The organism is Enterovibrio nigricans DSM 22720 (assembly GCF_900167155.1).
Taxonomy (GTDB): domain Bacteria; phylum Pseudomonadota; class Gammaproteobacteria; order Enterobacterales; family Vibrionaceae; genus Enterovibrio; species Enterovibrio nigricans.
In genome coordinates, this window is record NZ_FUXU01000007.1 from 107,215 (window position 1) to 125,222 (window position 18,008).

At 40.1% G+C, this 18,008-nt stretch carries 16 protein-coding genes; 14 read left to right on the forward strand and 2 right to left on the reverse strand.

The window, feature by feature from the left end:
* Positions 1–34: 34 nt before the first annotated feature.
* A complete protein-coding gene (gene purF, locus B5D35_RS04705) occupies positions 35–1,552 on the forward strand; it encodes an amidophosphoribosyltransferase (RefSeq protein WP_078751436.1) in 1,518 nt (505 codons plus the stop codon).
* Between the two features lie 41 nt (positions 1,553–1,593).
* On the opposite strand, the gene B5D35_RS04710 is transcribed toward purF, so the two are convergent.
* The gene (locus B5D35_RS04710) at positions 1,594–2,193 is read right to left on the reverse strand and encodes a Yip1 family protein (RefSeq protein ID WP_078751437.1); all 600 of its coding nucleotides are present in this window, start codon (positions 2,191–2,193) and stop codon (positions 1,594–1,596) included.
* Positions 2,194–2,372: 179 nt separating this feature from the next.
* On the reverse strand, positions 2,373–3,263 hold the full coding sequence (locus B5D35_RS04715) for a LysR family transcriptional regulator (RefSeq protein ID WP_078751438.1): 891 nt from the start codon (positions 3,261–3,263) through the stop codon (positions 2,373–2,375).
* 308 nt (positions 3,264–3,571) lie between these two features.
* On the opposite strand from B5D35_RS04715, the gene B5D35_RS04720 reads away from it, so the two are divergent.
* From B5D35_RS04720 to B5D35_RS04780, 13 genes are all read left to right on the forward strand, one after another.
* Positions 3,572–4,627, forward strand: a complete 1,056-nt coding sequence (locus B5D35_RS04720; protein ID WP_078751439.1) for a response regulator — start codon at positions 3,572–3,574, stop codon at positions 4,625–4,627.
* A gap of 221 nt (positions 4,628–4,848) precedes the next feature.
* Positions 4,849–5,346: a transcription/translation regulatory transformer protein RfaH gene (gene rfaH, locus B5D35_RS04725; protein WP_078751440.1), complete on the forward strand. Its 498-nt coding sequence runs from the start codon at positions 4,849–4,851 to the stop codon at positions 5,344–5,346.
* A 275-nt stretch (positions 5,347–5,621) separates the two neighbouring features.
* Positions 5,622–6,860, forward strand: a complete 1,239-nt coding sequence (locus B5D35_RS04730) for a glycosyltransferase family 4 protein (protein ID WP_078751441.1) — start codon at positions 5,622–5,624, stop codon at positions 6,858–6,860.
* Positions 6,861–6,862: 2 nt separating this feature from the next.
* Positions 6,863–8,722 (forward strand): glycosyltransferase family protein, encoded by a 1,860-nt coding sequence (locus B5D35_RS04735; protein ID WP_078751442.1) that lies wholly within the window; start codon positions 6,863–6,865, stop codon positions 8,720–8,722.
* A 42-nt stretch (positions 8,723–8,764) separates the two neighbouring features.
* Entirely contained in the window at positions 8,765–9,565 is an 801-nt protein-coding gene (locus B5D35_RS04740; protein ID WP_078751443.1) for an ABC transporter permease, read from the forward strand.
* A complete protein-coding gene (locus tag B5D35_RS04745; protein WP_078751444.1) occupies positions 9,555–10,838 on the forward strand; it encodes an ABC transporter ATP-binding protein in 1,284 nt (427 codons plus the stop codon). Before B5D35_RS04740 ends, B5D35_RS04745 begins: the two co-directional genes overlap by 11 nt.
* Before the next feature lie 42 nt (positions 10,839–10,880).
* On the forward strand, positions 10,881–11,684 hold the full coding sequence (locus B5D35_RS04750) for a methyltransferase domain-containing protein (protein ID WP_078751445.1): 804 nt from the start codon (positions 10,881–10,883) through the stop codon (positions 11,682–11,684).
* A gap of 71 nt (positions 11,685–11,755) precedes the next feature.
* Complete coding sequence (locus B5D35_RS04755) at positions 11,756–12,835, forward strand: glycosyltransferase (RefSeq protein WP_244556505.1); 1,080 nt, start codon at positions 11,756–11,758, stop codon at positions 12,833–12,835.
* A 45-nt stretch (positions 12,836–12,880) separates the two neighbouring features.
* A complete protein-coding gene (locus tag B5D35_RS04760) occupies positions 12,881–13,918 on the forward strand; it encodes a polysaccharide biosynthesis protein (protein ID WP_078751447.1) in 1,038 nt (345 codons plus the stop codon).
* Position 13,919: 1 nt separating this feature from the next.
* Positions 13,920–14,801, forward strand: a complete 882-nt coding sequence (locus tag B5D35_RS04765) for a dTDP-4-dehydrorhamnose reductase family protein (RefSeq protein WP_078751448.1) — start codon at positions 13,920–13,922, stop codon at positions 14,799–14,801.
* On the forward strand, positions 14,788–15,918 hold the full coding sequence (wecB, locus tag B5D35_RS04770; RefSeq protein ID WP_078751449.1) for a non-hydrolyzing UDP-N-acetylglucosamine 2-epimerase: 1,131 nt from the start codon (positions 14,788–14,790) through the stop codon (positions 15,916–15,918). Before B5D35_RS04765 ends, wecB begins: the two co-directional genes overlap by 14 nt.
* Positions 15,918–17,126 (forward strand): glycosyltransferase family 4 protein, encoded by a 1,209-nt coding sequence (locus B5D35_RS04775; RefSeq protein WP_078751450.1) that lies wholly within the window; start codon positions 15,918–15,920, stop codon positions 17,124–17,126. The genes wecB and B5D35_RS04775 overlap by 1 nt, the downstream gene beginning before the upstream one ends.
* 73 nt (positions 17,127–17,199) lie before the next feature.
* Complete coding sequence (locus B5D35_RS04780) at positions 17,200–17,970, forward strand: glycosyltransferase (RefSeq protein WP_078751451.1); 771 nt, start codon at positions 17,200–17,202, stop codon at positions 17,968–17,970.
* The last annotated feature ends 38 nt before the right edge of the window (positions 17,971–18,008 follow it).

An 18,008-nucleotide genomic window follows, 5' to 3' on the forward strand; every position in this document is an offset into this window, starting at 1 on the left:
AGGGAACACTCTAGCTTTACAAGGAACAGCATACATGTGTGGGATTGTTGGGATTGTGGGTGAAACCCCGGTTAATCAGTCGATTTACGATGCATTGACAGTGCTTCAGCATCGTGGACAGGATGCTGCGGGGATCGTGACTATTGATAACAACCGCTTTCGCTTGAGAAAAGCAAACGGATTGGTAAAAGATGTTTTCCAACTTAAGCACATGCAACGCTTGCAAGGAACGGTTGGTGTTGGCCATGTACGCTATCCAACCGCAGGCAGCTCCAGTGCCTCTGAAGCGCAGCCTTTTTATGTAAACTCACCTTATGGCATCACGTTAGCGCACAACGGTAACCTGACCAATGCAAATCAATTGCGTGAATCGCTTTTTGCACACGATCGCCGCCACCTGAACACTACGTCAGACTCCGAAATACTGTTGAATGTTCTGGCTCACCAGATTGATAAAGCGACATCCCATCCTTTGACGCAAGATGACGTGTTTAGCGCTGTGCGCGAAGTACATTGCCAAGTATCAGGTGCCTATGCGGTTGTTGCGATGATCATAGGGCATGGTCTGATTGCTTTCCGTGACCCTGACGGTATTCGCCCATTGTGTTTAGGCAAACGAGAAGTCAATGGACGCACGGAATACATGGTGGCATCAGAATCCGTTGCTCTTGATGCTGTTGGTTTTGACTTTATGCGTGATGTGTCGCCTGGTGAGGCAGTCTATATTACGTTTGAAGGTGAGTTATTTACCCGCCAATGTTCTGATTCACCGTCACTGTCGCCGTGTATCTTTGAATTTGTTTATTTTGCCCGTCCTGACTCCTTCATTGACAAAATTTCGGTCTATGCAGCGCGAATCAACATGGGCAAGAAACTGGGGGCAAAAATCAAACGTGAATGGGAAGACCTCGATATTGATGTTGTTATCCCAATCCCAGAAACGTCGTGCGACATCGCGTTAGAGATTGCTCAGGTTCTCGATAAACCGTATCGACAAGGGTTTGTGAAAAACCGCTATGTAGGGCGTACCTTTATCATGCCGGGTCAGCAACAACGCCGTAAATCGGTTCGCCGAAAGTTGAATGCCATCCGTTCGGAATTTAAAGACAAATCGGTATTACTGGTAGATGATTCGATTGTTCGTGGAACGACGTCTGAGCAAATTATTGAGATGGCGCGAGACGCTGGTGCCAAGCGCGTCTATATGGCGTCTGCCGCACCGGAAATTCGTTTCCCGAATGTATATGGTATTGATATGCCAAGTGCCAATGAACTGATTGCGCATGGGCGAGAAGTGGATGAGATAAACAATATCATCGGCGCTGACGGTCTGATTTTCCAGGATTTAGCAGACTTAGAAGATGCGGTAAGAGAGGGGAATACTGATATTCAGCAATTCGAAAGTTCAGTATTCAGCGGTCATTATGTCACCAGTGACATTGACCAATCATACCTCGATTACATTGCCAGCTTGCGAAATGACGAAACCAAAGCGGTGAAAGAGCAGCAGCAAGAATTGGTGAGTCTCGAAATTTACAACGAAGAAAACTAAAAAAAGCGCGGCAACAGCCGCGCTTTTTCATTCACGTTAGTTTAGTTCACAAACATGGGTCCGAAACCAACATTCCACATAATAACTGTGCTTGCTAGGATGGCGACGAGCAATACCAACCCGCACGTAACCACCGAACTGGCATAGATAAAGCCACGCTCTTCGGGAATATGCATAATGATCGGAACACCTGTGTAAAGTAGGTATACCGAATAGGCGATCCCAGCAAGGCCCACTAACATAACAAACCAAACCACAGGATAAAGCGCCGAGAGTCCAACCATGAATATGGGAGTTACTGTATAAGCGGCCAATTCGAGTGCTTGTGTATAGGTAGGTTCAGAACCAAAGGTGCGGCTCATCCATAGTGTTAGATAAGCGAGCGCCATAACACCCGTGATCAGCGCAAAATACATGGCAAAGGCAATAATGAGTGCACTTTGCTCAGTAAGGAATATTGGGTCGCCAACACCAATTCGCCAGCCAATATGAACACTTGAATAATACGCACATAGCGGTGGGATGAGCGCCATAATTGCGGCATGAGCGAGGCTTTCAACCGTCCCTTCATGACGGTCGTAAATGTTCTTCCATTCTTCTTTTGGATGGGTATAAAGGCCCCACAAATGTCCCAGAATCATAGTCGCTCCTTCAGGCAGCTTGTTACGTATCGCGTGAATCGCTCAAGTCGGTTGAGAGACATTTTGCGTTTACATATATATAACAATTAGCCGTTGAAGGAACGCTTAGCAAGTTTTAGGGAGTAAAACTTAGTCTATTTTTTAATAACTTATCGAATCTGGGACACTTGAGATCTTAATCACGATTTTGATGTTCTCGACTGAAAAAATGACAGCGAGAATTCGATAAATGCACGAAGTTTTTCTGGCTGATGAGTTTTGTCTCGGTACATTAGGTAAATATCACGAGGGTTTGACGTCCAATCTTTAAGCACGTGCTCAAGATCGCCACTTTCAAGATCTTGCTGAACCAACACGTCAGGAATAAGAGCAACACCTAAACCGTCTTTTGCAGCAACACGAATGACGCGTAACTCAGATGCTTCAAAGCGACCTTGTTGTGACACGCAAAGTTGTTGCCCTTTATCATCATTCAAACGCCAGCGCATCAAAGGCCAACCTTTCAATAAATCATGGTGTGGAAGATCGCCAGCATCACGAAGTGGCGGACGGTTTTTCAAGTAGCAAGGACTCGCGACTAGAATATCGCGAACAGAATGAAGTTTTCGCGCGATGAGCGAAGAATCTCGCTGAGGACCGATACGAATGAATGCATGGCGGTCATCGTTGTTTTGCTGATCCACGTCATTCGACAGAGCCAAGTCAAGGCGAATGTCTGGGTATTTCTTCAAGAAAGCAGTGAACATAGGCTGAAGAAGCTTCATTGCTATGTTCGATGGGGCACTGATACGTAACACGCCGGACGTGCCTTTGCAGCTCTCTGTCAAATCGTCAGCTGTATCTATGAGTTGCTCTAAGAGTGGTTTACAGCGTTCGAAAAATGCTTGGCCCGCCTCTGTGACAGACAGTTTTCTTGCGTCGCGATGTAACAGTCGAATTTGGATGTCTTCCTCAAGAGCTTGAATTCTGCGTGTGAGTGTCGCAACGGGAATGCCTGTTTTTTTTGAGGCTAGTGTGTAGCTGCCATGTTCTACGATAAGCCTGAACAGGTTTAAATCATCTAGTTTCATAAAATTTCAGTTTCATGCGATGGCCTTCACTAAAGGGCCGGGAAGTATGTATTTCAATTTAACAAGTGCTACTTTTCGTTGTCTCATATCAATAAAGCGTGTAACGAGTAAGGACTACTATCGTTATAGTCTAGCTTACACAATTTAAAAATTGACGTGATACAGAAGGTTAGAGCCTTGCAATGTGGAAAAGTGGTTCAGGGTACCACGATTAGTGGTAAAGCCAACTATCCTATATACAGAGTTTAAATGCGTTGTAGAGTTCATGCAGGCTGTCCAACTAGCAATGCAAACGGGAGTGCAAGACAGTGTTATCAGGAAAAGAAGTCCTCATTGTTGAAGATGATCCGGTTTTTATCCGTATTATCGCAGGTTTCCTTCGTAAGGAGGGGTGCACTGTCCGCGAAGCAGAGAATGGGTTGGATGGTTTAAAAGCGTTGAGAGAGGGCATTCCTGATCTTCTGATTAGTGATTTGTCGATGCCAGTAATGACGGGATTAGAGTTTGTACAGGAAGTTAGTCTTGAGTACCCCATGCTTCCCGTGATCGTTATTTCTGGAACAGGAGGCATGTCAGATGTCGCTCAGGCTTTGCGGTTTGGTGTGAAGGATTTTCTCATCAAACCCATAGACGACATCATGGTAGTGCGTTCCGCTATCATATCTGTATTGGAAGAGTCTGAATCAGAAACCTGCAACGATACTGATTTCTCACAGCAATGGTTTAAAGTCGCACAAGGTAGTGAGCAACCACTAACAGAGGAACTACGTTGGCACTTAGATGATCTGCTCGATAACCCAGGCAATGCGAGAGATCTCTTGATGGGATTAATGCCAGAACAGGACTCAAGGCAAGGTGATTGGCGTTTATCGTATCACTCCCTGCAGTCAGCAGATTCCAATCCCGTTGTCCTTGACTACATGTGGATGATGGACGGAAAGATGGCGTTTTACATGGTAGATAGCGCATCAGCAGGCAAAAATGGCACAGCGACGACGTTAATGATTCGCGCATTCTTTAATGAATACCTTCGCACTCAAGATGCAGATAAGCGAGGGTTTATCCACCTTGTTCATCAAATAGAGCACGCAATCAAAAAATCCACTTATGCAAGCCCAATACGAGCAATGTTTGGCATACTCAATGCAGCCGACAATCAGCTTGACGTCTTGTCTACGGGGTTAAATGCGATTGTTGATGCAACGGGCAAGGCTATTATCGTAAAAAATGATCACCTCCTCGGGATAGATGCTGCATCAACAAGATTCCAATCCATTGATCTTTCAAGTGGCAGTGTGAGAGTGTCGCTCAGTGAGATTGGCTTGACCAGTTTTAGGTTAGATATTCAACGATTAAGTGCATAACTGATTGAGTGTTCTAAAGCCCTAAAGGCCGCCTTAAAATGGCGGTTTTTTCGTTTGTGCAACAAAAGCAATTGCAAATAAATAAAACATGATGAAGTGCAGACAAATTGTTCACTTGCCTGCACAGCTCTTGCTGCATGGTATCCAGCCTAATATACTCTTGAGTTGCTTCGCAAACACGATGCAAGAATTACTCTAGCTTTGAAATTGACGAGAATGACATGAATCCATGGTACCTGCTCTATTGTAAACGCAGCGAGCAACAACGCGCAGAGCAGCACTTAAAACGTCAAGGTGTCGATTGCTATTTCCCGCAAGTAACAGTAGAGAAAATCCGCCGTGGTAAACGTTCGAGTGAGCTTGAGCCTCTTTTCCCCAATTATGTATTCGCTTCTTTCGGAGCAGAAACGATCTCATTCACGACGGTGCGATCTACTCGGGGTGTTGTCGACTTTGTTCGACAAGGCGGCAAGCCGACCATCGTGCCTATAGACCTTATTACTAAGTTGATGTCTCACGAGGATAGTGATGAGCAGAGAAGTGCACTATCTGAAGTGTTCAAACCAGGCGACGAAATCGAAGTGCTTTCAGGGCAGTTCGAGGGAGCCGACGCGATTTATAAAGAAGCTGATGGGGAGCTTCGCTCGATCTTATTGATTAACTTGATTAGCCGTCAGGTTGAAGTTTCTACGGAAAACAAGACACTACGTAAGAAGTAGCGATACATACATTGGTGAAGTTGCGTATTTTAGGAACGAAACCTAAGGGCGGTAGCGTGTAAAAATTCTATCGAAATTACGTTTAGGCTTAATGCAATTTATGCTCATCTTTTAAGTTGCTAAAGCAAAAACCGAGTTGACAAGCAAGGGAACTTCTTAGTTTAGGTGCCATAGAAGACTTACTAATGGTTGCTATGCGTACAAGAGTCTGAGGCATCAAAACGTTTAAATACGATAAGTAAGTGAATTTAAACATTACATATAAGCTATAAAATATGACTATAAAAGTAACGCATGTAAACTCAGGTGACCTGATCGGAAGAAGGTTTAATGGTTATGATTTAAAGCCATACCTAGATCAATTAGGTGTGGAAACGAAACAGTTAGTCTACTGGAATAAGCAATCCGAAGCTGATTTTGTTAGTAAAGCATTTGACTACCCTGGAAGTAGACATATCACGCGTGGGCTGAATATAGTTGAAAATAGACTTTCCTTACACGCTAAACTGCATCCGCACTCATGGACGTTGCCGTATCACAAGGAAATAAAGTCAGCGGATATAGTCCATATGCATATTATCCATGATGGATATTTCAGCCTTGATGCATTGCCATATTTATCGAAAAGAAAGCCAGTTGTATGGACATGGCATGACCCATGGCCAATGACTGGACACTGCATCTATCCAATGACATGCGAAAAATGGAAGAAAGAATGCGGAGAGTGTCCAAGTCTTGATACCCCTTTTGCGATGAGGAAAGATAGAACAAACCAGCAGTATTTGTGGAAGAATAGAACTTATAGCAAGACAAAAGCTGAAATAGTTCTAGCGTCCAACTGGATGCTTGAGATGGCACAAAATTCGCCTTTCTCTGAATACTTTAACTTTACAGTTATTCCTTTCGGTCTGGACTTAGAAAAATATAAACCAAGAGATAAAAAAACAGCAAGAGAAAAACTAGGAGTTTTCTCTGATAGAACTGTGATTTTCATACGTGCTTCTTCAACGCCATTTAAAGGCCTTTCGGAGTTTATAAGTTCTGTTGAAAAAATATCTCCAGATATCAAGTTATGCATAATATCTCTCCAGGAAACAGGGCACTTTGACCAGTTTATAGGTAAGCATCAAATTATAGAATTTGGATGGTCGAACGACGAAGAACTATTGCTCAATGCTTACGCAGCATGTGACTTCTTTGCGATGCCATCAATGGCTGAAGCTTTTGGGTTAATGGCGATTGAAGCGATGGCATGTGCTAGACCAGTGTTATCATTTGATTCTACGTCTCTACACAATGTTACATTTGCGCCTGATGCGGGTATATCCGTACCTATTGGCGATACACAAGCACTCGCTGAAGCGATAAATCACCTATCCACAAATAAAATTGAATGTGAAGAACGAGGTAAGTTGTCTCGTCAGTTAGCAGAAAAGCATTACGATATAGCGCGTCAGGCGCAACTTAGCTATGAGTTATATGATCGAGTTCTGAAAAAATCACAGGTCAGCTAAAAATGAAAACTTTACTTTTATCAGATATACCGCCTTGTGAGAATTTAACAGCGGGCCTAGTGCTTTCAGCGATGGTTAGGTTTATTCCAAAAAATGAAATATGCTTCTATATAGTTTCAAACCCATCGGTTGAAATTAAGCTGAATCCAGAATTCGCTAATATACCAATGAAAATTGAAACGAAGCCAAATGAGAATTGGGGTTTTCTCCCACAACGCCGACTTTTTAAAAAAGTATCAAGTTTAGTCTCTTACGTTTCTGAGACTATTCTAGAAAAAACAGTAATAGAACGAAAGATTGAAGATGCCATCGCATTCGGAAAAGAACAAAATGTAGACCGCGTTTGGGCCGTATTGCAAGGTCAAACAACAATTCGAATGGCAAAAGCAGTTGCTGATGGATTGGGGGTCCCTTTGCATTCCCATGTATGGGATCCATTTAGTTGGTGGGCTAGTGCGCATTGTTTGGATGGGAAAACCACAAGGAAAGTACAAGCAAAATTTGATGAAGCAATAGCAACTAGTCAATATGTTGGGACTGCTTCTGAACCTATGGCTGAATTGTTTAAGAACGAATTTGGGTCCAAGGCAGTTCCAGTAATCGCTTCGCATTCAGAAACACTTTCAAAGCAACCATTACCATCAATTGATAACAATGACAGCTTAATAATTGGGATGGCAGGGCAATTTTATGCGTCTGCTGAGTGGGAGTGTTTACTCAAAGCACTGACACTATCCAATTGGCAGGTTTCGGGACGAAGTGTAAAACTGATTGTCCTAGGACCGCAAAAGCCCCCGGGTGATTACTGTTCTTCCAACGTAAAGTACTTGGGATGGAAATCTCAGGAGGATGCATCCGTAATACTTTCTCATTGTGATGTACTTTATTGTCCATACCCGTTTGATGGAAAGCTAGAAGAAGTCTCGAAGTACAGTTTCCCAAGTAAACTAGTGCTGTACCTTGCGGCTGGTAAACCAATTCTATTTCACGGACCATCATATTCATCACCAAAGAGATATATTGAAGAGAATCAATGTGGTGTCTGTGCATCTTCGTTGCTGCCGTCTGCTATTTACAATGAAATAGAACGATTGGTAAACGATAAGTCCTTATATAGTAAAGCGACTATTAATGCACAAAAATCTTTCTTGAAAGACTTTACGCTTGAATCACTGAGAAAGAATGTTTCAACGTTTCTTTCATGCAATACAGTCACTGATGAAAGTGAATATGGTCAACATTTTCGTGATAGAGATACTAAAGAATTTAGAATATTAGAAGAAGCAATAAAAAATAGGCAACCATCGAATTTACACAAAACCCATGATGTATATAAAAATCTGAGTCTTAGTTTAATTTCAATTAGAAAGATAATTAAGGAGCAGATATTATCGAAAATTCCTCTTTTTAAAAGATACTATGTTGAAATAGAGTATTACAAAAAGGAAGTTAAGAGGTTGAGGAAACTCTGTGAAAATAAGAGTGATACTCCAAGTGATACTCCAAGTGATACTCCAAGTGATACTCCAAGTGATACTCCAAGTGATAAAAGATTGGTCATCCTAAATAATAAAATATCGGATGAAATTTTAAATCTGGATAAGTACAAAGATGAAAACGCTATCGTTTGTAATTTTAATAACAAATTCAATGTATTAGGTTTTGATGAATTACTACGAAAAATTTACATGGGTGATATTAGCGAGGTTGTCGTTTTTCAAGATGTATATGACGAGGAGCGAGAAGCGTTTGATTTATTGATGGAATTTAACATCAATGTGTCAGTGATTCCCGCTGTTCAGAATAGCAAGTCTATCTCTAGTAGTGAACAAATTGAACAAACTGAACAACTTACAGAATAGTTCTAAAGTCTATTTTTAAAAGTTAAGAAAAAGAGTGAAGTGATGTTTGCCTCCATACAAAAATTAGTTATTGAAAATCGGTCTCTTATAAAACAATTAATGTTAAGAGACTATACATCGCGTTATAAGTCAGGGGCTTTAGGATTAGCGTGGACATTGATTAACCCTTTGATGATGCTGTGTCTATATTCATTTGTATTCGTGACAGTATTTCAGATGAGATGGGGAGTCAACGATGTGTCTGGCGAAAATTTCGTTCTCTTGCTTTTCACTGGTATACTTACACATGGAATTTTCGCTGAGTTTATAACGAGATCTCCAACACTTATCACCTCAAACCCTGCATACGTTAAAAAAGTAGTATTTCCATTAGAAATATTGCCAATTACTCCTCTATTAGGTGCAATGGTTAACTTTCTAGTCGGTATGATATTGGTACTGATTTTACAACTTTGGATCAATGAGACGCTAAGTTATACGATATTATTGCTTCCAGTTATTCTTATGCCATATATTATATTGCTGGTTGGTGTTAGCTATATATTTAGCTCTTTAGGTGTGTATTTTAGAGATTTGAGTCAAATATCAGGAATACTAGCGACAATAGCAATTTTTGCTTCTCCTGTTCTATTTCCTTTGGAAAATGTTCCCGAGAAATTTAGAGGTCTACTCTATCTAAATCCAATAACACTGATTGTTGAACAGTTAAGAGAAATAGTGATCCTAGGAACTGTTCCTAATCTATTTCACACCATGCTATATTTATTGGTTGCTACTATCATTCTAATTCTTGGTTTTAGCTGGTTTAGAATGGTAAGGAAAGGTTTTTCAGATGTCTTATAATACCGTTATTGAAGCAAATTCAATTAGTAAAGTTTATCCACTATTTGAAAAACCCCACCATTGTTTAAAAAGGATTTTGAGGGATAAGTTTCAAAAGAACCGTGTCTCTAGCAATAATACTGACGATGACAGTGAATTTTGGGCCTTGAAAAATGTCTCGATAGAACTGAGACAAAATGAAACATTGGGGATTATAGGCCAAAATGGGTCAGGTAAATCCACGTTACTTCAAATAATCTGTGGTACGCTAACGCCAACTACTGGCGAAACAAAAACCAAGGGTCGAGTCGCAGCTTTACTTGAACTAGGGGCTGGTTTTAATCCCGAATACACAGGCAGAGAAAATGTGTATTTGAATGCTTCTTTATATGGGCTATCTACAAAAGAAGTCGATGACAGAATTGACAACATTATAGCATTCGCAGAAATCGGAGAGCATATTGATCAGCCTGTAAAAACATACTCTAGCGGTATGTATGTAAGATTAGCCTTTAGCGTGATAGCCAATATAGATGCAGACATTTTGGTAATCGATGAAGCATTGGCTGTCGGCGATGCTTATTTCCAACAAAAATGCATGAGGTTTTTGAAAAAATTCAAAGAACATGGTTCGATTTTCTTTGTTAGCCATGACACGACGGCAATGATTAATTTCTGTGACCGCGTTGTTTGGATACATAAAGGTGAGCTAATAGCGAACGGAAAACCAAAGCCTGTATGTGAGGAGTACTTATCCTTCCTTCATCAGGAGCACTCAGGAAAGAGTGCTGATTTACCTTCGCGAGAGCAAAGTCTGACTGATGACACCTCTGATTTCGCTTCAAGATCTTTTGGTGACGGCTTAGCTAAAATTAAAAGTAGCAAATTATTTGACGATACGGATAGAGAAATATCGGTAATCGACACAGAAAAGCTTGTGAAGTTGAAAGTATCAATACAAGCATACTCTGATCTTTCGTCAATTATTGTTGGGTTCATAGTAAAAGATCGCCTTGGTCAATACATTTTTGGCGACAATACTTTTGGAAAAGAACCAAATGGTTTTGGTTTATTGAAAAATGGAGAGTGTGGAGAAGTCTGTTTTTCATTCTTAATGCCAGAGTTCTCACCCGGCGAATACAGTATAACTATCGCAGTAGCTAGCGGTACACCACAGAATCATGTGCAGCATCATTGGGTACATGAAGGGGTAGTGTTCAGCTCAGTATCAAGTATCGACAGTGGGATTATGCTTAGGGTGCCAATAGAAGATATCCTATGGAACCAGAATTAAAAAAGTTAGGCTATAGTTGCTTGAAAAAATTGGGAGAATAAAGTGGAACATACTAAACATTACTATAAAACGGCAGATGAACTGACCGTTGGAATAGAAAAGCTGGTTACAGAAACTGATGTGGTTCTAGATATTGGTTGTGGAATTGCTCCAATCAATTACTTTAGACCAGCCTTACATTTGATGGTGGAGCCTTGGAAAGAATACGCCGAGATACTTTCATATCGTCACCAGCAAGATAAAAGTGTAATTATTCTTAGTCAGGGCGCGCTGGAAGTTCTCAAGCAGCTACAGAGTAAATCAGTTGATAGTATTTTCCTAATTGATGTGATTGAACATATGGATAAGGAAATTGGTGAAGCAGTTATTGTTGAGATGGAACGAGTCGCGAGACAGCAAATCGTTTTGTTTACACCGTTAGGTTTTATGCCTCAGCACATTGAGCATGGAGAGAAAGATGGTTGGGGACTTGGTGGAGCGGAAGTCCAAGAGCACAAATCTGGCTGGTTGCCTGAAGATTTCTCAAAAGATTGGGAGTTCCATATATGCGAATCGTACCATGATAAAGACTATAATGGTCAACCATTGGAAAAAGTATATGGAGCATTTTATGCGATCTGCAATTTTGAAAATGTAAATGAGAGTATTGAAACCCCAGCGAGTTTTTCAGAAATACGAAGACCTTTACCATCAGAGGTTGAGCTTGAAGTGGTTAAATCACACAAGGCTGATTTGGAAGTAGAAATTGGAAAACTATCTAAGTCACTTAATAAAGCCCATTTAGAGCTCGAAACTATAAAATCAAACTGGTTATATAATATTCTTGTGAAAGTGAAATTGTTATAACAGAAATATTTCATCTTAATTATATGAATCATTCCAAGCTTTATGTATCAACGGCAGTAAAAGATGCATCAGTGACTGGAGGTGGAATACTGGCGGTTGCTCTACCTCTTCATAATATGTTACCAAATTTCGGTGTTAATTCGACGTTGATTAGTGAAGGACAGTGCTTTACACCGGTTAGTGACGCTTATGTTACGAGAGCATTCGGACTAAGTGCACTATTTTTATCTAAAAACCGTCTGGGTGACCTGATTCACATCCATGGGACTTGGAATCTCTTTGAGTTGTTTTGTTTCTTAGCAGGTAAAGCTAAAGGTGCGAAGCTGGTAATCAGTCCGCATGGAGCCCTTGAGCCTTGGGCGTTTAAATCAAAACATACAAAAAAGAAACTGGCGTGGTGGTTGTATCAGAAAAGATTGCTAAGTAAGGCTGATTTAGTGGTCGTCAACTCCGAGCAAGAACGGGATAACTTGGTTGATCTTGGTATTGAAACCCAAATAGCAGTGATACCGAATGGCGTAACTTTAGATGGTTATCAAGATGCCGTTGATGAATACAAAAACAAAGAACGAGATCGTACTGTACTTTATTTTTCTAGAATTGACCGTAAAAAAGGCATCGACCTACTAATAAAAGCATGGGCTAATTTGAATGATAGACTTGGTTTTAAGCTCAAAATACAAGGCTATGGCGATGAAGATTATCTATGTGAACTGATTGAGTTGTCGAAAAGTTTAAACGTCCAAGATTCCATTATCTTTCAAGATGCTGTTTTTGGCAAAGATAAATGGAATTCATTTCATTCCGCTTCTATATACGTTTTACCGAGCTATAGCGAAAACTTTGGGATTACGGTTGCTGAAGCTTTATTCTCGGGTCTTCCTTGTATAACAACGACGGAAATGCCTTGGCACGACTTACCAGAGAATAATGTCGGTTGGTCTGTTGAGACGAATGTAGAAGCAATAGAAATGGCGCTTAAAGACGCAATAAGCTTGGAAGAACCAAAGCTTATAAGAATGCGTCAGAACGCGGTTGAATATGCACAAAAAAGATTCCTATGGGACAACATTGTGCATCAGTATAAAGATACATACCAATGGCTGTTGGACAAAAACGGTAGTGAACGGCCTAATTTCGTATCAAAATAACTTGATATGAAACTCATATTGATTGAAGAAGATTTGGAGATAAGTATGTTCAGAGATAAAACCCTGATGATTACTGGAGGAACTGGTTCTTTCGGAAATGCAGTTCTACGCCGCTTTTTAAATTCAGACATAAAAGAAGTAAGAATTTTTTCTCGCGATGAAAAAAAACAAGATGACATGAGAAAATTTTTCAACTCAGAAAAATTGAAGTTTTATATCGGTGATGTTAGAGACTATCAAAGTGTTTCTAATGCAATGCGCGATGTAGACTATGTGTATCACGCGGCAGCACTAAAACAAGTTCCATCTTGTGAGTTTTATCCGTTAGAGGCGGTGAAAACTAATGTAATCGGTACAGAAAACGTATTAGAAGCAGCGATAGCACACGGCGTAGAAAAAGTAGTGTGTTTAAGCACAGACAAGGCTGTATATCCGATCAATGCAATGGGAATATCCAAAGCAATGATGGAAAAGGTTATTGTTGCGAAAAGTAGAAACCTAGAACATACCAATACGACAATCTGTTGTACTCGATATGGCAACGTCATGGCTTCGCGAGGCTCGGTTATTCCACTATTTATTCGACAAGTAGTAAATGGCGACCCTATTTCAATTACCGATCCTTTAATGACCAGGTTCATGATGACACTTGATGATGCGGTAGACTTGGTTCTTCACGCATTTCAAAATGGTAAAAATGGCGACATTTTTGTACAAAAAGCTCCAGCGGCTACCATTGACGTGCTGGTGAAAGCACTGCTGAACATTATGGATAAACCAAGCCATCCCGTAAATGTCATAGGTACACGTCACGGCGAAAAACAATATGAAGCATTGTGTAGCCGAGAAGAAATGTTCGTAGCTGAAGAGCAGGGGGATTATTATCGCGTTCCAGCTGACAATCGAGATCTTAACTACTCAAAATATTTTGAAAAAGGTGAAAAAGACCTAGCGAGTATTGAAGACTACAACTCTCACAATACTGAGCGCCTAGATGTCCAAGGTATGACCGAACTCCTGAGAAAACTTGATTTCATTAGAGAGATCGAAAGCGGAAACGTATTTGTACCAGAAGGTGTATAAAATGAAAGTTCTTGTAATCGGCGCAACAGGGATGTTGGGTTACAGTTTATTCACCAACCTGACAGAAGTTAATCAGCTAGAGGTGTATGGTACAGTCCGTAGCCTTACTGCGAAAGAACACTATTTTTCAAAATACGCTGACAAGATTGTTTTGAATATTGATGTGAATGACGACGTTTCAATAAAAAGCGCATTTGAAACAGTAAGACCTGATGTGGTTTTAAATTGCGTAGGTCTAATAAAGCAACATGATGTATCTAAACAACATATTGCAGCCATCGAAATTAATGCTCTATTACCTCACAAACTTGCTTCATTTTGCGACAGTTTTGGGGCAAAGCTTATACACTTTTCTACAGACTGTGTTTTTGACGGTGCTAAAGGTGGTTATAGCGAAAGCGATGAACCAAATGCATCCGATCTATACGGAAAATCTAAGTGCCTAGGCGAAGTGTCGTATGGAAACCACCTTACTTTGCGAACATCAATTATCGGTCATGAGTTGAACTCGTCAGTTAGTTTGGTTGATTGGTTTCTATCTCAAAGTGTTTCAGTCAAAGGTTTCAGTAAAGCGATTTTCTCTGGTCTGCCTACTTCTTACATTGCGAAAATTCTTGCTGAAAACATCTTACCTAGAAAAGACTTGGTAGGACTGTTTAACCTTTCAGTAGAACCTATAGATAAATATTCTCTATTACGTTTGATCGCTGAAAAGTACGGTAAAGAGATTGAGATTGAAGAGTCGGACCAACTTGTCATTGATAGGTCGTTAAACTCAACAAAACTCCGAAAAGAAATATCACTTGACGTCCCTAAGTGGGAAGAGTTGATTGATTTCATGTACGAAGATTATGCAAAAAGGTACAAAAATGAAAAAGCTTAAGGTAGTAACCATAGTCGGTACGAGACCAGAAATCATTCGTCTTTCTCGCACTATAGCTAAGTTAGATAGTCATTGTGATCATACTTTGGTTCATACTGGGCAAAACTATGACTATGAATTGAATCAAATATTTTTTGATGATTTAGAGATCCGCTCACCAGATATATTTTTGGAATGTGCAGGGAACACGGCCGCCGATACGATGGCTCAAGTCATTGCCAAATCAGACAAATTATTTGAAGAAATCGCTCCAGAAGCCGTTTTGATTCTAGGTGATACAAACAGTGCTCTAGCATCTATCTCTGCCAAGAGAAAGAAAATACCAATATTCCATATGGAAGCGGGTAACAGATGTTTTGACCTACGAGTTCCTGAAGAAATAAATAGAAAGATCGTAGATCATATTTCTGACGTAAACATGCCATATAGTGACATTGCGCGGGAATACTTATTACGAGAAGGTTTGAATCCAGATCTGATCGTGAAAACAGGCTCTCCTATGGATGAAGTGATCGATTTTTATAAAGAAAAAATTGAATCATCCGATATACTGAGTACTTTGAACCTAGATGCAGAGAGCTACTTTGTAGTTAGTGTTCACCGTGAAGAAAATGTGGACTCAGAGAAAAATATTCACTCTTATGTAGAAGCACTGGATTCGTTAGCGAACAAATACAATTTGCCTATTATTGTATCCACGCACCCTCGTACACGTAAAAAAATCGACGCATTGAACCTAACGTTCCATCCTCTGGTTCGATTAATGAAGCCGTTAGGCTTTAGTGACTATATTAAACTTCAGCAGGAAGCAAAGGTCGTTCTGAGTGATAGCGGCACCATTACCGAAGAGTCATCGATTTTAAACTTTCCAGCGATTAATATTCGCGAAGCTCAAGAGCGTCCAGAAGGATTTGAGGAAGGTGCGGTGATGTTTACCGGTATGTGTCCGAATAGAATCCTGCAGGCTGTAGAGATCCTAGAATCTCAGCCGAGAGGCGAAAATAGATTTTTGAATAAAGTAAAAGACTATTGTGCTCCTAATGTTTCAGATAAAGTGCTAAGAACTATTTTGAGTTACACAGACTATGTAAACCGAGTTGTTTGGAGAAAATATTAGTGAGAATAGCGATATTTCCAGACGAATATCTTCCAGAGAGCACGCGAGTACATGCGAAAATGTTGCATGAACTCGCTAAAGAGTTGATTAGTCAGGGAAATGACGTTGTAATCGTAACACCCGGTGTAGAGCAACAGACGCGATTAAGCGTCTGTTTCTACGAAGGCGTTGAAATTTGGCGATTTCGTAGCGGTTTATTAAGAGGAAAAGGAAAGTTACATAGAGCGATAAACGAAAGTTTATTGTCAATAAAGTGTTGGCTTGCGATAAAAAAACAGTTAGATACAAAGCCTATCGATATTTGTGTGAATTATTCACCTACAATATTTTTTGGCCCTTTGATGTATTTAATAAAGAAAAAATGCAGATCCAATGTTTTCCTGGTTTTACGTGACCTCTTTCCTAAATGGGTAATTGATGAGGGTCTAATACATAGAAAATCACCGATTGCATATTATTTTCGAATGTTTGAACACTTAAATTACCGAGTGTCAGACACTATCGGTTTGATGTCGGAAACTAACCTGAAACAGTTCGGCTCTTTATATCCAAGATATAAAAATACTACAGTACTTCCAAATTGGTCTGATTGTAGAGTATCTGTTCAGGACTACAGCGACTTTAACATTAGAGAAAAGTTGTCGTTAGAAGATAAGACTATTTTCTTCTATGGCGGAAATATTGGCCATGCACAAGGAATAACGACTCTCTTAGACCTTGCTGATTCAATGAAGGACATAGATAACTGTCATTTTCTATTTATTGGACAAGGAGATGAAGTAGAGAAGTTAAAATACATTCTTAAAAAGAACAAGCTGGATAACATAACTTACATGCCAGCGATTAATCAAATTGATTATCTAAAAATATTGTCTCAAGTTGATGTTGGACTCGTGTCTTTAGCCAAGTCACACACCTCAAACAATCATCCTGGAAAAATTTTGGGATATATGAATTATTCGTTACCAATACTAGGGGTATTGAATGCTGGTAATGACTTGATAGATATTATCAACAAGGAAGAGGCTGGATTTGTTTTTTCAACAGATGCTAAAGTAGAAGATATAAAAAGCTCTGCTGTAAAACTTCTTGGTAGCAAAGACATGATGCGTAAAATGGGTGTTAATGGAAATAGACTGTTGAAGTCTAATTATTCTTGTAAAAACGCATCAGAACTAATAATTAATAGTACAAGTAATCGACTTTAGAACGCTGAAATTTCTTTAATAGAAAAGTTTAAATTTTGGGGAGTTTAAATGAAAACCATGGATCTAGAAAAACATGGATGTAAATAAAAATAGTCAGTATCTGAATAAAATAAAGGATCCGATTGATCTTACTATAGTGATACCTTGCTTAAATGAAGCTGAAAATATTGTAGGCATATTGGATAGTGTTAGGGATACCGTAACCGGCCATCCGTTTACTACAGAAATCGTTGTAGTTGATGATGTTAGTGATGATGATACTTACAACTTAGCAACGAAATGGGCTAAGGATAACGAGGATACTATCTCTGCTCGTGTGATACAAAGAACATTGCGGAGGCGAGGTTACGGAGCAGTTGTTAGGTACGGTGCCGCTCACGGAGTGGGTAAGTACTGCATATTTGTATCCGCTGATATGGTTGACCCACTACATCTAATCCCCGATCTATATTCTGCTATGGAAGAAGGTGCTACGTTAGCTCAGTGTTCGAGATCTATGAATGCGGGAGACGATAGTACAATCCCGTTTAAGTATAAGTTCTTCCAATTCTTTTTCCGCAGAGGAGTGCGCGTAGCTATTGGCCACTACATTCCTGATTCAACGTATGCGTTCAAAATGTTTAGACGTCGAGAAACGTTGGGTGTAGGTCTTAGTCAAAATAGATTTAGCATTAGCCCTGAAATTACATTTAAGTCTATCCTTATGGGTGGAGAAGTTAAATATATACCAGGCGCCCAAGGGACCCATGCCTACGGTGTATCAAAGTTTGTCTTCCATAAAGAAGGTATTGGCTACTCTTATTGGCTTTGTTGCTTAATTCGGTTGGAAGACATGGCAGCCTAAAGTTGTTCGGTTCTTAAGCAATATACTGAGTTTCAGGC

Coding starts and splice junctions, on each gene's coding strand:
- purF (WP_078751436.1), top strand. CDS start 35: ATGTGTGGGATTGTTGGGATTGTGGGTGAAACCCCGGTTAATCAGTCG.
- B5D35_RS04710 (WP_078751437.1), bottom strand. CDS start 2,193: ATGATTCTGGGACATTTGTGGGGCCTTTATACCCATCCAAAAGAAGAA.
- B5D35_RS04715 (WP_078751438.1), bottom strand. CDS start 3,263: ATGAAACTAGATGATTTAAACCTGTTCAGGCTTATCGTAGAACATGGC.
- rfaH (WP_078751440.1), top strand. CDS start 4,849: ATGAATCCATGGTACCTGCTCTATTGTAAACGCAGCGAGCAACAACGC.
- B5D35_RS04730 (WP_078751441.1), top strand. CDS start 5,622: ATGACTATAAAAGTAACGCATGTAAACTCAGGTGACCTGATCGGAAGA.
- B5D35_RS04735 (WP_078751442.1), top strand. CDS start 6,863: ATGAAAACTTTACTTTTATCAGATATACCGCCTTGTGAGAATTTAACA.
- B5D35_RS04740 (WP_078751443.1), top strand. CDS start 8,765: ATGTTTGCCTCCATACAAAAATTAGTTATTGAAAATCGGTCTCTTATA.
- B5D35_RS04745 (WP_078751444.1), top strand. CDS start 9,555: ATGTCTTATAATACCGTTATTGAAGCAAATTCAATTAGTAAAGTTTAT.
- B5D35_RS04760 (WP_078751447.1), top strand. CDS start 12,881: ATGTTCAGAGATAAAACCCTGATGATTACTGGAGGAACTGGTTCTTTC.
- B5D35_RS04765 (WP_078751448.1), top strand. CDS start 13,920: ATGAAAGTTCTTGTAATCGGCGCAACAGGGATGTTGGGTTACAGTTTA.
- wecB (WP_078751449.1), top strand. CDS start 14,788: ATGAAAAAGCTTAAGGTAGTAACCATAGTCGGTACGAGACCAGAAATC.
- B5D35_RS04780 (WP_078751451.1), top strand. CDS start 17,200: ATGGATGTAAATAAAAATAGTCAGTATCTGAATAAAATAAAGGATCCG.